Source organism: Streptomyces sp. NPDC058955, from assembly GCF_042741435.1.
Lineage (GTDB): Bacteria > Actinomycetota > Actinomycetes > Streptomycetales > Streptomycetaceae > Streptomyces.
The window spans coordinates 47,953-64,092 of the sequence record NZ_JBHYKM010000005.1 but is presented as its reverse complement, the minus strand read 5'-3'; the positions used below and the strand labels follow the sequence as shown (position 1 = coordinate 64,092).

The 16,140-nt window shown below is 74.2% G+C and carries 9 protein-coding genes; 4 read left to right on the top strand and 5 right to left on the bottom strand.

Annotation, left to right across the window (positions count from 1 at the left end; all coding sequences use genetic code 11):
* Positions 1–83 precede the first annotated feature (83 nt).
* The 4 genes from ACFW1I_RS03870 to ACFW1I_RS03855 form a co-directional block, all read right to left on the bottom strand.
* Positions 84–1,598, bottom strand: a complete 1,515-nt coding sequence (locus tag ACFW1I_RS03870; protein ID WP_384665757.1) for a sensor histidine kinase — start codon at positions 1,596–1,598, stop codon at positions 84–86.
* Entirely contained in the window at positions 1,591–2,259 is a 669-nt protein-coding gene (locus ACFW1I_RS03865) for a response regulator transcription factor (RefSeq protein WP_384665756.1), read from the bottom strand. The genes ACFW1I_RS03870 and ACFW1I_RS03865 overlap by 8 nt, the downstream gene beginning before the upstream one ends.
* Before the next feature lie 66 nt (positions 2,260–2,325).
* Positions 2,326–4,893, bottom strand: a complete 2,568-nt coding sequence (glgP, locus tag ACFW1I_RS03860) for an alpha-glucan family phosphorylase (RefSeq protein WP_384665754.1) — start codon at positions 4,891–4,893, stop codon at positions 2,326–2,328.
* A 118-nt stretch (positions 4,894–5,011) separates the two neighbouring features.
* A complete protein-coding gene (locus ACFW1I_RS03855; protein ID WP_384665752.1) occupies positions 5,012–5,815 on the bottom strand; it encodes an AraC family transcriptional regulator in 804 nt (267 codons plus the stop codon).
* Positions 5,816–6,177: 362 nt separating this feature from the next.
* Between ACFW1I_RS03855 and ACFW1I_RS03850 the strand changes: the two genes are divergently transcribed.
* The 4 genes from ACFW1I_RS03850 (at position 6,178) to glgB (ending at position 13,760) form a co-directional block, all read left to right on the top strand.
* Positions 6,178–8,172: an alpha-1,4-glucan--maltose-1-phosphate maltosyltransferase gene (locus ACFW1I_RS03850; protein ID WP_384665751.1), complete on the top strand. Its 1,995-nt coding sequence runs from the start codon at positions 6,178–6,180 to the stop codon at positions 8,170–8,172.
* Positions 8,169–9,863, top strand: a complete 1,695-nt coding sequence (treS, locus tag ACFW1I_RS03845) for a maltose alpha-D-glucosyltransferase (protein WP_384665749.1) — start codon at positions 8,169–8,171, stop codon at positions 9,861–9,863. Before ACFW1I_RS03850 ends, treS begins: the two co-directional genes overlap by 4 nt.
* A gap of 224 nt (positions 9,864–10,087) precedes the next feature.
* On the top strand, positions 10,088–11,437 hold the full coding sequence (locus tag ACFW1I_RS03840) for a maltokinase (RefSeq protein ID WP_384665747.1): 1,350 nt from the start codon (positions 10,088–10,090) through the stop codon (positions 11,435–11,437).
* A gap of 106 nt (positions 11,438–11,543) precedes the next feature.
* Entirely contained in the window at positions 11,544–13,760 is a 2,217-nt protein-coding gene (glgB, locus tag ACFW1I_RS03835) for a 1,4-alpha-glucan branching enzyme (protein ID WP_384665745.1), read from the top strand.
* On the opposite strand, the gene ACFW1I_RS03830 is transcribed toward glgB, so the two are convergent.
* Positions 13,747–15,981 (bottom strand): HelD family protein, encoded by a 2,235-nt coding sequence (locus ACFW1I_RS03830; protein WP_384665743.1) that lies wholly within the window; start codon positions 15,979–15,981, stop codon positions 13,747–13,749. The genes glgB and ACFW1I_RS03830 overlap by 14 nt on opposite strands.
* Positions 15,982–16,140: the final 159 nt, after the last annotated feature.

Sequence of the window (16,140 nt, the reverse complement as noted above, 5' to 3'; positions counted from 1 at the left end):
TACACCCGCCCCGCCCCGTCTGGCCCGCCCCCCCGGGGGGGGGGCCGCCGGCCGGCACCCAGCCCCGGGGGCCTCGCCCCGTCTCACCCCGCCAGCTCGTCCCGGGAGACGAGCCGGCCCGCCGTGAAGCAGAGCCGGTAGACCGGACGCTCCGCGAAGACCGTCGCCTGGTAGTAGCGGCACTCGTCCACGCCCGCCGGCTCCGGCGGCAGCCCCGCGGGCAGCCGCTCCAGCGCGTGGTCCGGCAGGTCCTCCACGATCTCCGCGTACGCCTGGCCGACCAGCAGCCGCGCGTAGTTGTCGGGCTCCAGGTACGAGCGGGACTGCGACCACAGCGCCACGCCCGCCGTCAGCACCGCCAGCGCGGCCAGCAGCGCCAGCGGGATCCAGATCGCCCGCACCAGGTCCTTGCGCACCCGCCGCCGGGCCCGGTCCAGCTCCCGGGCCGAGGTCGGCGCGGCCGGCACCGCGGCGGGCGCCCGCCGCGGCAGCACCGCCGTCAGCTCGAACCCGCCGCCGCGCACCGGGCCGTGGGTCAGCGTGCCGCCCGCGAGCCGCACCCGCTCGTCGAGACCGACCAGGCCGGAGCCCCCGGAGGCGGGCGGCCCCGACCCGGCGCCCGGCCCGCTGCCCACCCGTACCGTCACCCGCTCGCCGGCCTCCCGGACCTCGACCGTGACCGCCGCGCCCGGGGCGTGCTTGGCCGCGTTCGTCAGCCCCTCCTGCACCACCCGGTGCAGCGCCCGGCCCGCCATCCCCGGCAGCTCCGGCGCCGCGCCGACCAGCGTCACGTCGAGGCCCGAGGCCCGCGCCCGGTCCACCAGGTCGCCGACCGTCTCGTCGGCCGGCGCCGTCGGGGCCCCCGCGCCCTCCTCCCGCAGCACCCCGATGACGTCCCGCAGCCGCTCGGTGGCCTCCGCGGCCGCCTGCCGCAGCTCCCCCGCCGCCCGCTGCTGCTCCGGCCCGAGCCCCGGATCCACCTCCAGGACGCCGGCCCGCACCGCGATCAGCGCCAGGTCGTGGCCGAGGGAGTCGTGCATGTCCCCGGCGATCCGGGACCGCTCCCGCAGCCGCTCCCGGTCGGCGACCGCCGCCTGCTCCCGCTCCATCCGGTCCGCCAGCTCCCAGCCGCTGCGCACCAGCCGGTCGTACTGGCGCACGTACCGCCCCACCAGCCAGGGCGCCACGATCGCCAGCGCGAGCGCGAGGAGCAGGGTGAACCAGGGGCCGAGCGAGGTGCCGGTGAGCCGGGTGAGCAGCAGCCCGACCGCCGCCACGCCGCCGAACAGCCACAGCGAGCCGCGGGTGTGGTCCTGCCGGCGCCCGGCGAGATAGCCGAAGGCGACCAGGGCGAGGCTGTACGAGGGGGTGAACAGCTCCAGCGAGGCCGGCAGGCTCGCCGCGCAGGTGACCGCGAGCGGCAGCAGCGGCCACCGCCGGCTGACGGCGACGCAGCCGCCGAGCACGGTGACCCCGGCGGCGACCTGGAGCCAGGACCCGCCGTCGTTCGGGTCGGAGCGGAGCAGCACCGGCACGCAGAGCAGCAGCCACAGCGCCAGGTCGAAGAGGCGGCGGCGCGCCGCGGAGGTCTCAGGCACCGGGGGGTCCCTCCGCGACCAGCCCGGCCTCGTGGGCGAGGATCGCGAGCTGGACGCGGTTGCGCAGGCCGAGCCGGCCGAGGACCGCGCTCACATGGGCCTTGACGGTGCCCTCGACGACGTACATCCGGGCGGCGATCTCCTGGTTGGAGCAGCCGGCGGCGAGCAGCGCGACGACCTCGCGTTCGCGGCCGGTGAGCGGGGCCAGCCGGGCGCGGGCGTCGGCCGCGCGGGTGAGCCGCTCGCCGCCGAGGGTGTCGATGACCCGGCGGGCGACGGTGGGCGAGAGGGCGGCGCCGCCGGCGGCGACCGCGCGGACCCCGGCGATCAGCTCGCGCGGGTCGCCGGACTTGAGGAGGAAGCCGCCGACGCCGCCGCCGAGGGCGCGGGCGATGTAGTCGTCCTCGGAGAAGGTGGTGAGCATGACGACCGCCGTGTCCGGCAGGTCGCGGCGGAGCGCGTCGGCGGCGGCGAGGCCGTCGAGGCGGGGCATCCGGATGTCGAGGACGGCCACGTCGGGCCGGTGGAGCCGGGCCAGCTCCACGGCCTCGTGCCCGTCGCCCGCCTCGGCGACCACGTCGATCCCGGGGTCGGTGGTGAGGATGGCCCGTACCCCGGCACGGATCATCGCCTCGTCGTCGGCGAGCAGCACCCTGATCATGCGGTCCAGCCTAGGCTGTGCCCTCCGGACGGCCCGGGGCCCCGCGGACGGGCCCCGGGCGGGCGGCTACCTCAGGAGGACCCCCGCGCCCCGGTTGCCCGCGCCCTCGCCGCCGGGCTCCTCGGGCAGGGCGAGGAGGCCGAGTTCGGCGGGGTGGGCGAGGAGCGGGTGGGCGGGCAGGACGCGGACGGTGCAGCCGAAGGGGCCGGTGCGGTCCAGCTCCAGGGTGCCCGCGTAGGGCTGCCGGCCCTCCAGGTCGGGGCCGCCGGACGGTTTGAGCGTGACGGTACGGGTGCCGGTGAGGGTGTCGTCGGCGTCCACCCGGCCGGTGACGGCCTGCACCTCCACGTCGTCCGGGGCGAGGCCGCCGAGCGCGACCCGGACGCGGACGACCGGGGTGGCGCCCAGCTCGGCGCCGGCCTCCGCGAGGTCGTCGCCGATCTCCACGTGGTCCACCGAGACGCCCGGCCAGGCGGCCCGCACCCGCGCCTTCCAGGCGGCGAGCTCCTGGGCGCGGCCGGGGGTGAGCGCCCGGTGGGCCGCGGCGGCGGGGTCGTACAGACGCTCCACGTACTCGCGGACCATCCGGTCGGCGAGCACCTTGGGGCCGAGGTCGGCGAGGGTGCGGCGGACCATGGCGGTCCAGGCGGCGGGGACGCCGTCGGCGCCGCGGTCGTAGAAGCGGGGGGCGACCCGGCGTTCGATCAGCTCGTAGAGGGCGGCGGCCTCCAGGTCGTCGCGGCGCTCCTCGTCGGCCGCGGCGGCGCCGTCGGCGGTGGGGATGGCCCAGCCGAACTCGGGCTCGTACCACTCGTCCCACCAGCCGTCGAGGACGGAGAGGTTGAGGCAGCCGTTGAGGGCGGCCTTCATGCCGCTGGTGCCGCACGCCTCCAGGGGGCGCAGCGGGTTGTTGAGCCAGACGTCGCAGCCGGGGTAGAGGCCGCGGGCCATCTCCATGCCGTAGTCGGGCAGGAAGACGATCCGGTGCCGGACCCGGGGGTCGTCGGCGAACCGGACCAGTTCCTGGACGAGCTTCTTGCCGCCGTCGTCGGCCGGGTGGGCCTTGCCGGCGACGACCAGCTGCACCGGCCGCTCGGGGTGGAGCAGCAGGGCGCGCAGCCGTTCCTTGTCGCGGAGCATCAGGGTGAGCCGCTTGTACGAGGGGACCCGGCGGGCGAAGCCGATGGTGAGGACCTCGGGGTCGAGGACGGTGTCGGTCCAGCCGAGTTCGGCGGCGGCGGCGCCGCGCTGCCGCCAGGAGGCCCGCACCCGGTCCCGGACGTCGGCGACGAGCCGGGTGCGCAGGGCGCGGCGCAGCTCCCACAGTTCGCGGTCGCTCGCGTCGGGGCCGAGCCGGCCGACCTCGGGGGCGGTCCAGGTGGGGGCGTGGACGCCGTTGGTGATCGAGGCGATCGGCACCTCGTCGGCGTCGAAGCCGGGCCAGAGTCCGGCGAACATCTCGCGGCTGACGGTGCCGTGGAGGGTGGAGACGCCGTTGGCGCGCTGGGCGAGCCGCAGGCCCATGGCGGCCATGTTGAAGACGCCGGGGTCGCCGCCGAGCGGGGTCTCGTCGCCGAGGGCGAGGATCCGGCCGGTGTCGAGGCCGGGCAGGGCGCCGTCGTCGCCGAGGTGGCGGGCGACGAGGTCGCGGTCGAAGCGGTCGATGCCGGCCGGGACGGGGGTGTGGGTGGTGAAGACGGTGCCGGCCCGGACGGTCTCCAGCGCGGCGTCGAAGTCCAGTCCCTCGCCCTGGAGTTCGCGGATCCGTTCGAGGCCGAGGAAGCCGGCGTGGCCCTCGTTGGTGTGGAAGACCTCGGGCGCGGGGTGGCCGGTGAGCCGGGTGTACGTGCGGACCGCGCGGACGCCGCCGATGCCGAGCAGCATCTCCTGGAGGAGCCGGTGCTCGCTGCCGCCGCCGTAGAGCCGGTCGGTGACGGACCGCTCGCCGGGGGCGTTCTCCTCGACGTCCGAGTCGAGCATGAGCAGCGGGACCCGGCCGACCTGGGCGATCCACAGGTGTGCGTGGAGGCTGCGTCCGCCGGGCAGGGCGAGGGCGATCCGGGCGGGGGTGCCGTCGGGTTCGCGGAGCAGGGTGACGGGCAGCTCGCCGGGGTCGAGGACGGGGTACTGCTCCTGCTGCCAGCCGTCGCGGCCGAGGGACTGCCGGAAGTAGCCGTGCCGGTAGAGGAGTCCGACGCCGATGAGCGGGACGCCGAGGTCGCTGGCGGACTTGAGGTGGTCGCCGGCGAGGATGCCGAGTCCGCCGGAGTACTGGGGCAGGGCGGCGGCGACGCCGAACTCGGGCGAGAAGTAGGCGAGGGCGGCGGGCCCGTCGCCGGAGCCGCGCTCCTGGTACCAGCGGGGCCGGGCCAGGTAGGCGTCGAGGTCCTCGGCGGCGGCGGAGAGCCGGGCGAGGAAGTCGCGGTCGGCGGCGAGCGCGGCGAGCCGGGGCGCCTCCAGGGCGCCGAGGACGCGGACCGGGTCGGCGCCCGCGAGCCCGTCGGGGGCGAGGGAGTCGAAGAGGGCGCGGGTCGGTTCGTGCCAGGACCAGCGCAGGTTGCGCGCCAGGGCGGCGAGGGGTCGAAGGGTGTCGGGGAGGACAGGACGCACGGTGAATCGACGGATTGCCTTCACGTGTCCCACCTTCGCAGGCCGGTGACGGTACGGAGCGGACGCACCACGCTGTGCGTCCGGCGTGCCGCACCGAGCGTAGGGGGTCGGCGGCCGTGGGGCCACGGTGCCTCCGCCGGGTTCAGACGCGGCGGGGCGCGGCGGCCCGGTACTCCCCCGGGGTCAGGCCGTAGGTGGTGCGGAAGGCGAGGTGGAAGCCGACCCGGCTGCGGTAGCCGACGCGGGCGGGTACGGCCGACTGGGGGAGCCCGGTCTCGGCGAGCAGCCGGGCGGCCTCCCGTATCCGGCGGGCCGTCAGATGGCGGGCCGGGGGCGTGCCGACGGCCTCGCGGAAGGCGGCGGTGAAGGCGGAGCGGGACATCCCGGCCTCGCGGGCCAGGGTCTCCACGGTCCAGGGTTCGGCGTAGCGGGTCTCGATGGCGGCGACGGAGCGGCCGATGCCGGGGTGGCGGTACGGGCCGCCCGGCGGCCGGGGCGCGGCGGCCAGGTCGAGGGCCGTCTCCAGGACCCGCAGGGCGAGCAGCCGGTCGCCGGGCCCGGGGCGGCGGCCGGGGGCGGCGAGCAGGGCGAGGGTGTCGCGGAGCAGCGGCTCGGCCTGGACGCGGGCCCGGTCGAGGCGGAGGGCGCGGGGCAGGGCGGCGGCGAGGAGCGGGCCGGGCGGCCGGCCGTATCCGCCGCGGACGGTCAGGATCCGGACGCCCGCGCCGGGTTCGGCCACGGAGACGGCGGGCCCGGCCGGTCCGGCGAGGGGTGGGAAGGGCGGACCGTCCGGCCCGGGCGCAAGCCGGTGGCGGGCGCCGGTGGGGAGCAGCGCGAGGTCGCCGGGGGCGAGTTCGAGGGCGCGGACCCCCGCGGCGGCGAGCCGGCACCGTCCGGCGAGGACGTGGTGGAGGACGGCCCGCGTGCCGCCGGTCTCGGTCTGCATCGGATCTGCCGCCTTCCGCACCCGGTGAACGACGGACGGTCAGCGTAGCGAGCGCGGGCGGGAGATCGGGGGCGTCCGGGGCGCCCGGGCGGGTTTCGTGTCCGCCGCGCGTCTTGCCCGGCCCCCTACGCCCTAGTAGTTAACAAAGGGCCGGATTGCCCGCCCGGGAAGGTGGGCAGGGCTCCCCCGTCACCCCCGAATCCGTCCTCCCCGTACCCGTCTTCATCCCTGTGGGCCCGCCATCCGAGTGAACGCGGAGGGGCGCGGCGATGCCGTCCTCCCCCCGGCCTCCGGCGCGGCTAGAAAGAGCGCACCACCACCCGCACCCCCGCAAACCATCAGGTGATGCTGTGAATCCGCTCATGGGACGCATTCCCGTACTGGACGTCCGCCCGCTGGTCGACTGTGGCCGGCGCCCCGCGAAGGCGGTGGCCGGCGAGACCTTCGAGGTGTCGGCGACCGTCTTCCGCGAGGGCCACGACGCGGTCGCCGCCAATGTCGTACTGACCGGCCCGACCGGCCGGCCGGGGCCGTGGACCCCGATGCGCGAGCTGGCCGAGGGCTCCGACCGCTGGGGTGCCGAGGTCACCCCGGACGCCGAGGGCCTGTGGACGTACACCGTCGAGGCGTGGAGCGACCCGCTGGCGACCTGGCGCCACGCGGCGAGGATCAAGATCCCGGCCGGGATCGACTCCGAACTCGTCCTGGCCGAGGGCGCGGAGCTGCACGAGCGGGCCGCCAAGGGCGTCCCGAAGAAGGGCGGCGGGCGCGAGGCGGTGCTGGCGGCGGCGGACGCGCTGCGCGACGCGTCGACGCCGGCGGCGGCCCGGCTCGCGGCGGCGCTGGCGCCGCGGGTGACGGAGACCCTGGACCGGCATCCGCTGCGCGAACTGGTCTCCTCCTCCCCGGCGTTCCCGCTGCGGGTGGAGCGGGAGCGGGCGCTGTACGGCTCCTGGTACGAGTTCTTCCCGCGCTCGGAGGGCGTGCGGAAGGTCAAGGGCCGTACGGTGCCGGGGAACTTCCGCACCGCGGCCGAACGGCTCCCGGCCATCGCGGCGATGGGCTTCGACGTGGTCTATCTGCCGCCGATCCATCCGATCGGCGAGACCCACCGCAAGGGCCCGAACAACGCCCTGTCGGCGTCCCCGAACGACGTGGGCGTGCCGTGGGCGATCGGTTCGCCGGAGGGCGGGCACGACGCGGTCCATCCCGACCTGGGCACGATCGAGGACTTCGACGCCTTCGTGGCCCGGGCCCGTGAACTGCGCCTGGAGATCGCGCTGGACTTCGCGCTGCAGTGCTCGCCGGACCACCCGTGGGTGGAGAAGCACCCGGAGTGGTTCCACCACCGGGCGGACGGGTCGATCGCGTACGCGGAGAACCCGCCGAAGAAGTACCAGGACATCTACCCGATCGCGTTCGACGGCGCCGCCGACAACATGGACGGGATCGTCGCGGAGACCGTGCGGGTGCTGCGGCACTGGATGGACCACGGGGTGCGGATCTTCCGGGTGGACAACCCGCACACCAAGCCGGTGGTGTTCTGGGAGCGGGTGATCGGGGAGGTCAACGGCGCGGACCCGGACGTGATCTTCCTGGCGGAGGCGTTCACCCGGCCGGCGATGATGCGGACGCTGGGCGCGATCGGCTTCCAGCAGTCCTACACGTACTTCACCTGGCGGAACACCAAGGACGAGCTGACCGAGTACCTGACCGAGCTGTCCGGTGACGTGGCGGCCCAGATGCGGCCCAACTTCTTCGTGAACACCCCGGACATCCTGCACGCCTACCTCCAGGAGGGCGGCCGGCCGGCCTTCGAGGCGCGCGCGGTGCTGGCGGCGACGCTGTCGCCGACCTGGGGGATCTACGCCGGGTACGAGCTGTGCGAGAACACCCCGCTGCGCCCGGGCAGCGAGGAGTACCTGGACTCGGAGAAGTACCAACTGCGGCCGCGCGACTGGGAGTCGGCCGAGCGGGCGGGCGCGACGATCACGCCGCTGATCACCTCGCTGAACCGGATCCGGCGCCGCCACCCGGCGCTCCGCCGGCTGCGGAACCTGACCTTCCACACGACGGACAACGCGCAGGTGATCGCGTACTCCAAGAAGTCGGGTTCGAACACCGTTCTGGTGGTCGTCAACCTCGACCCGCACCACACCCAGGAGGCGACGGTCTCGTTGAACATGCCGGAACTCGGCCTCGGCTGGCACGAGACCGCGCCGGTGCGCGACGAGCTCACCGGAGCCACCTACCACTGGGGCAGGAACGCCTACGTGCGCCTGGAACCGGGCGTCACGCCCGCGCACGTGCTCGTCCTGCGACCGTCCCCGCAGACCGGAGGGTCACCCACCTCATGACTGTCAACGATCCCGTCCCCGACACCTTCGAGGACACCCCCGCCAAGGACCGCGACCCCGACTGGTTCAAGCGGGCCGTCTTCTACGAGGTCCTGGTCCGCTCCTTCCAGGACAGCAACGGCGACGGCGTCGGCGACCTGAAGGGCATCACGTCCCGCCTGGACTACCTCCAGTGGCTCGGCGTGGACTGTCTCTGGCTGCCGCCGTTCTTCAAGTCCCCGCTGCGCGACGGCGGGTACGACGTCGCCGACTACACCTCGGTCCTCCCCGAGTTCGGCGACCTCGCCGACTTCGTGGAGTTCGTGGACGCGGCGCACCAGCGCGGGATGCGCGTGATCATCGACTTCGTCATGAACCACACCAGCGACCAGCACCCGTGGTTCCAGGAGTCGCGGCGCGACCCGGAGGGCCCGTACGGCGACTACTACGTCTGGGCCGACGACGACAAGCAGTACGCGGACGCCCGGATCATCTTCGTCGACACGGAGACCTCCAACTGGACCTTCGACCCGGTCCGCAAGCAGTACTACTGGCACCGCTTCTTCTCGCACCAGCCGGACCTCAACTACGAGAACCCGGCGGTGCGGGAGGAGATCCTGTCGGCGCTGAAGTTCTGGCTGGACCTGGGGATCGACGGCTTCCGGCTGGACGCGGTGCCGTACCTGTACCAGCAGGAGGGCACCAACTGCGAGAACCTGCCGGCCACCCACACCTTCCTGAAGGAGGTCCGGAAGGAGATCGACGACCACTACCCGGACACGGTGCTCCTCGCCGAGGCCAACCAGTGGCCCGAGGACGTGGTCGACTACTTCGGCGACTTCCGCTCCGGCGGCGACGAGTGCCACATGGCCTTCCACTTCCCGGTCATGCCGCGGATCTTCATGGCCGTGCGGCGCGAGTCCCGGTACCCGGTCTCGGAGATCCTGGCGAAGACCCCGGAGATCCCCTCCGGCTGCCAGTGGGGCATCTTCCTCCGCAACCACGACGAGCTCACCCTCGAAATGGTCACGGACGAGGAACGCGACTACATGTACGCCGAGTACGCCAAGGACCCGCGGATGCGGGCGAACATCGGCATCCGGCGGCGGCTCGCCCCGCTCCTGGACAACGACCGCAAGCAGATGGAGCTGTTCACCGCGCTGCTCTTCTCGCTGCCGGGCTCGCCGGTGCTCTACTACGGCGACGAGATCGGCATGGGCGACAACATCTGGCTGGGCGACCGGGACGGGGTGCGGACCCCGATGCAGTGGACCCCGGACCGGAACGCGGGCTTCTCCTCCTGCGACCCGGGCCGGCTCTACCTGCCGGCCATCATGGACCCGGTCCACGGCTACCAGGTGACCAATGTCGAGGCGGGGATGGCCTCGCCGTCCTCGCTGCTGCACTGGACGAAGCGGATGATCGAGATCCGCAAGCAGAACCGGGCCTTCGGGACGGGCACGTACACCGAACTCCCGGCGTCCAACCCGTCGGTGCTCGCCTTCCTCCGTGAGGACGGCGACGATCTCGTGCTGTGCGTCAACAACTTCTCGCGGTTCGCACAGCCGACCGAGCTGGACCTGCGGCGCTTCGCCGGGATGCGGCCGGTGGAGCTGATCGGCGGGGTGGAGTTCCCCGCGATCGGCGAGCTGCCGTACCTGCTGACGCTGGCCGGTCACGGCTTCTACTGGTTCCGCATGAAGCGGAGTTGACGACACGTCAGCTCCTGATCCGCCGGGGTGGGACGGTTTCCCCCGTCCCACTCTGGGAACTGTGTCCCACACACGAACCCGCCCCATCCGGGTCCATCCATATGGATCTTCCCTTTCCGACACGTCCCGCACATCCGGACAGCCCCAGCCGCCATCCGGGACAATCTGCGCATTTGAACGCATACGACAACCATCTGCGCGCCCCGGGGAAAGGACGCGATGCCATGCCGGAGACCGCATCCACCACCCGGGCCCCGGACGCCCTCCTCCCGGCCCTGACGCCCCTGCTCCACGAATGGCTGCCCCGGCAGCGCTGGTTCGCGGGCAAGGGCCGCCGGGTCACCGGATTCACGCTGGACGCGGCCACCGAGCTGCTGCCCCTGGACGGCGCCGGCCCCGGACTCCTCCACCTCCTGCTGCGGGTCGAACAGCCCGGCCGCCCGGCCGGCGAACCCGCCGACTGCTACCAACTCCTCCTCGGCGTACGGACCCAGCTGCCGCCGCGCCTCGCCCCCGCCCTCATCGGCCGCGTCCGGCAGGGCCCGCTGGCCGGCCGCGCCGTCTACGAGGGACTGCGCGACCCGCGCCTCGCCGGGCTCCTGTACGAGCGGCTGCGCACCCCCGGCCGCACCGGACCGCTCCGCTTCCACGCCACCCGCGCCCTGCCCGGGGCGCTCGCCCCCCGGGTCCTCGACGCCGAACAGTCCAACTCCTCGCTCGTCTTCGGCGACGCGTACATCCTCAAGATCTTCCGCCGGGTCAGCCCCGGCGCCAACCCGGACCTGGAACTCCCCCTCGCCCTCGACCGGGCCGGCTGCGCCCGCGTCCCGGCCCCGGTGGCCTGGTTCGAGTCGGGGGCGGCGACGCTGGGCGTGCTCCAGCCCTACCTGCGCGACTCCCGGGACGGCTGGCGGCTCGCGCTCGACGCCCTCGCTGCGGGGCGGGAGTTCGCCGCCGAGGCGCGGGCGCTCGGGCGGGCCACCGCCGAGGTCCACCTCGCCCTCGCCGAGGCCCTGCCCACCCAGCGGCTGCCGCGCGCCGAGACCGAGGGCCTGGCGGCCGCGATGGACCGGCGGCTGCACGCCGCCGCCCAGGCCGTCCCCGCGCTCCTGCCGTACGTCCCCGGCCTGCGGGCCGTCTTCGCGGCGGCCGGCGACGCGGAGGGGGCCGGCGTGGTCCAGCGCATCCACGGCGACCTGCACCTCGGGCAGACCCTGCGCGGCTCGGACGGCGCCTGGGCCGTCATCGACTTCGAGGGCGAACCGGCGAAGCCGCTCGACGAGCGGCGCCGCCCGCAGCCGACCGTCCGCGACGTCGCCGGCATGCTCCGCTCCTTCGACTACGCGGCCCGCACCCACCGGCCGTGGAACGCCGACTGGGCGGCCCGCTGCCGGGCCGCGTACTGCACCGGCTACGCCGAGGTCGCCGGCGCGGACCCCCGCACCGACCCCGCGCTGCTGCGGGCCTACGAGACCGACAAGGCGGTGTACGAGGTCGTCTACGAGGCCCGGCACCGCCCGGACTGGCTCCCCGTGCCCATGTCCGCCATCCACCGCCTCGCCACCACCCGGTGAGCGGGCGGCCCCTGGCGGGCGAGATGGCCCGTTCGGCGGAGTGTCCTGGCACCCGGCGAGGGAGTTGCCTATTTCGTACCCTTTTCGACGTTTCAGGAGGCTTCCGGTGACCGCCAAGACGCCCCGCACGGCGCCCCCGATCGAACCCGGCGAGCGCGCGCGGCTGCTCGCCGGGGAGCACCACGATCCCCACGCGCTGCTCGGCGCCCACCCGGTGAAGGGCGGGGTCGTCCTGCGGGCGCTGCGCCCCTGGGCGCGCAGCGTCACGGCCGTGCTGCCGAAGGGGCGGAAGGTCGAGCTGCGCGACGAGGGCGACGGCCTGTTCTCGGCGCTGGTGCCGCTGCTGCGGAAGATCCCGTCGTACGAGCTCCGCGTGCGGTACGACGACGGGCCGGAGCTCGTCGTCCAGGACCCGTACCGGCACCTGCCCTCGCTCGGCGAGCTGGACCTGCACCTGATCGGCGAGGGCCGGCACGAGGAGCTGTGGACGGCGCTGGGCTCCCGGGTGATGACCCACGGCGGGGTCTCCGGCACCCGCTTCGCCGTCTGGGCGCCGAACGCCCGCGGCGTCCGGGTCACCGGCGACTTCGTCCACTGGGACGGCACCGGACTGCCGATGCGCTCGCTCGGCTCGACCGGCGTGTGGGAGCTGTTCGTGCCCGGCATCGGGGAGGGGGCGGTCTACAAGTACGACATCACCCGCCCCGACGGCTCGCACACCGTGCGGGCCGACCCGATGGCCCGGCGCACCGAGTGCCCGCCGGACACCGCCTCGATCGTCACCGCCTCGCACTACGAGTGGAGCGACCAGGAGTGGATGGCGCGGCGCGGCGCCCGGCCGCCGCACGAGGCGCCGATCTCGGTCTACGAGCTCCACCTGCCGTCCTGGCGCCCGGGCCTGACCTACCGTCAGCTGGCTGACGAGCTGCCCGCGTACGTGCGGGAACTCGGCTTCACCCACGTGGAGTTCATGCCGGTCACCGAGCACCCCTTCGGCGGCTCCTGGGGCTACCAGGTCACCGGCTTCTACGCGCCGACCGCCCGGCTGGGCACCCCGGACGACTTCAAGTACCTGGTGGACGCCCTGCACCGGGCCGGCATCGGGGTGCTGATGGACTGGGTGCCGGCCCACTTCCCCAAGGACGACTGGGCGCTGGCCGAGTTCGACGGGCGGCCGCTGTACGAGCACGCGGACCCGCGCCGCTCGCACCACCCGGACTGGGGCACCCTGGAGTTCGACTACGGCCGCAAGGAGGTGCGGAACTTCCTCGTCGCCAACGCGGTCTACTGGTGCCAGGAGTTCCACGTCGACGGCCTGCGGGTGGACGCGGTGGCGTCGATGCTCTACCTCGACTACTCGCGCGAGTACGGCGAGTGGCTGCCGAACGAGTACGGCGGCCGGGAGAACCTGGACGCGGTCGCCTTCCTCCAGGAGATGAACGCCACGGTCTACCGCCGCTGCCCCGGCATCGTGACCTTCGCCGAGGAGTCGACGGCCTGGGACGGGGTGACCCGGGCGACGGACCTGGTCGGCCCGGGCGGTCACGGCGGGCTCGGCTTCGGCATGAAGTGGAACATGGGCTGGATGCACGACTCGCTCCAGTACATGGAGAAGGAGTCCGTGCACCGCAAGTACCACCACCACGAGATGACCTTCTCGATGGTGTACGCGTACAGCGAGAACTACATCCTGCCGATCTCGCACGACGAGGTGGTGCACGGCAAGCGGGCGCTGGTGTCGAAGATGCCCGGCGACTGGTGGCAGCGGCGCGCCAACCACCGCGCCTACCTGGGCTTCATGTGGGCCCACCCGGGCAAGCAGCTCCTCTTCATGGGGCAGGAGTTCGCGCAGGGCTCGGAGTGGTCGGCGGACCACGGGCCGGAGTGGTGGCTGCTCGACCCGGAGTACGGCGCCGAGGCCGACCACCGGGGCGTGAAGGACCTGGTGCGGGACCTGAACCGGGTCTACACGGCGACGCCCTCGCTGTGGGAGCGGGACACCGTGCCGGAGGGCTTCGAGTGGGTGGTCGGGGACGCGGCCGACGACAACGTCCTCGCCTTCCTCCGCTACGACGCCTTCGGCTCGCCGCTGCTCGCCGTCTGCAACTTCTCCCCGGTGGTCCGGCACGACTACCGGATCGGGGTGCCGGACGCCTTCGCCGCCTGGGGCGAGGTGCTCAACACGGACGCGTCCCGGTACGGCGGTTCGGACGTGGTCGGCACCGACCCGGTGAAGACCGAGTCGGTGCCGTGGCACGGGCGGGCGGCGAGCGTCCGGATGACGCTGCCGCCGCTCGCGACGGTCTGGCTCAGGCCCGCCTGACGATCCCGAGCCGCTGGGTGGCCCGGGTCAGCGCCACGTACAGGTCGTTCGTGCCGTGCGCGGCGCCGGCCCGGATGCCGTCCGGGTCGACGACGAGGACCGTGTCGAATTCGAGGCCCTTCGCCTGGCGGGGGTCGAGGAGGACCACCGGGCGGGTGAGGTCGGGCTTCGGGCCGTACGAGGCGTCGGGCAGCGCCGCGACCAGGCCGGGCAGCAGCTCCGGCGGGGCGATCACGGCGATCCGCCCCTCGCCGCCGAGTTCGGCGGCGACCGCGTCGGCGGTCTCCTTCACCGGGTCCTCGACCGTGCGGTCCCACGGCTCGACGCCGGTGGAGCGGACCGAGCCGGGCGGCTCGAAGGCGGGGTCGTCGGCCCGGCGCACGGCGGCGGCGACCGCCATGATCTCGGCGGGCGTGCGGTAGTTGACCCCGAGCCGCACGTGCTGCCACCGGTCCTGCACGTACGGGGCGAGGATCGCGTCCCACGCGCCGACGCCGGCCGGGTCGCCGGTCTGGGCGGGGTCGCCGACCAGGGTCATCGAGCGGGTGGGGCTGCGGCGCATCAGCAGCCGCCACTGCATCGCGGACAGCTCCTGCGCCTCGTCGACGATGATGTGGCCGAAGGCCCAGGTGCGGTCGGCGGCCGCCCGCTCGGCGGCGGTGCGGTGGTCGGCCTCCTCGTGCCGCTCGGCGAACCGCTCGGCGTCGATGATGTCGTGCGCGGACAGCACCTCGGAGGCGTCCTCGTCCAGCTCCTCCTTGTCCTCGAACTCGTAGGTGCGGGAGGCGAAGGAGACGTCGAGGACGCCCTGGGCGTACTGCACCTGGCGCTGCCGCTCGGCCTCCTGGGCGGCGCGGGCGGCCGAGTCGTCGTGGCCGAGGAGTTCGGCGGCCTCGTCGAGGAGCGGCACGTCGCCCGGGGTCCAGGCGCCGCCGTCGCGGCGGATCGCCGCCGCGTCCTCCTCGGGGAGGTGGGTGGGCTCGGCCAGGTAGTCGGCGAGGAAGTCCTCGGGGGTGAGGTCCGGCCAGAGGGTGTCGATGGCGGCGTGCACGTCGGGGTTGGCGGCGATGCCCTTGGCGAGCAGGGCGATGTCGTCGGGGCCGAGGAAGTTGGGGCCGCCGTACGGGTCGGCGCCGATCCGGTCGGCGAGCTGCGCGGCGAGCGCGTCGAGGATCCGGAAGGCGAAGTAGGGGCGGGCGAGGTTGTGCGGGAGGGCGGTCTCGCGGGCCTTGTGGCGGGCCTCCAGGGCCATGTCCCAGTCGATGACCAGGTCGCCGTCCTCGTGCGGGACGACGCGCGGGGCGCCCCGCGCGGGGACCTGCTGCCGGTCGCGTACGGCCTCCGCCAGGGCGGTGGCCATCCGGGCGTCGCCCTTGACGGCGGCGGCGCGGGCGGTGTCCGCGGCGGTGGCGTGGACGCCCGGGTACAGCTCGCCGGGGGTGGCGAGCAGGACGCCGGTCTCGCCGAGCGAGGGCAGCACGTTGCCGATGTAGCCGAGGAAGGCCGGGTTGGGGCCGACGATGAGGACGGCCCGCTTGGCGAGCTGCTCGCGGTGGGCGTAGAGCAGGTACGCGGCGCGGTGCAGGGCGACCGCGGTCTTGCCGGTGCCGGGGCCGCCCTCGACGACCAGGACGCCGGCGTGCGGGGAGCGGATGATGGCGTCCTGCTCGGCCTGGATGGTCTGCACGATGTCGTGCATGCGCCCGGTGCGGGCGGCGTCGAGGGCGGCGAGCAGCACCTCGTCGGCGTCCCGGCCCTCGTGGCCGGAGCGGGTGCGGTCGGCGAGGTCGAGGACCTCGTCGTGCAGCGAGACGACCTCGCGGCCCCGGGTGGTGAGGTGCCGGCGGCGGGTGAGGCCCATCGGCTCGTGGCCGGTGGCGAGGTAGAACGGGCGGGCGATGTCGGCCCGCCAGTCGACGACGAGCGGGGTCCGCTGCGGGTCGTCCTCGCGCAGGCCGATGCGCCCGATGTGGTGGTCGCGCCCGTCCCGGAAGACCAGCCGGCCGAAGCAGAGCCCGGTCTCGCCGGCGTTGAAGGCGGCGAGCAGCCCGGACTGCTCGGCCACCATGATGTCCCGCTCCAGGCGCGACTGCGCGCTCCCGGTCCCGGGCGTCCTGAGCGCCTCGCCGACGGCGGCCTCGGCCCGGTCCCTCAGGTCGTCGAGCCGCGCGTAGAGCGAGGTGATGAATTTCTGCTCTTCCCGAATTGGCTCGGTTGACAATTCGACTCCCAGCGCGATACAGTGCCTTTAGTGAAATGCTCCGCGAATTTGTCCGGCATAAGCGCAGGACGCGTACACGGAATTCACCAATATAGGCGCCGCACCACCCCGACTGTCAATTCAGCCGGGGTTTTTTCGTGCGCCCGTGCGGAATGCGGC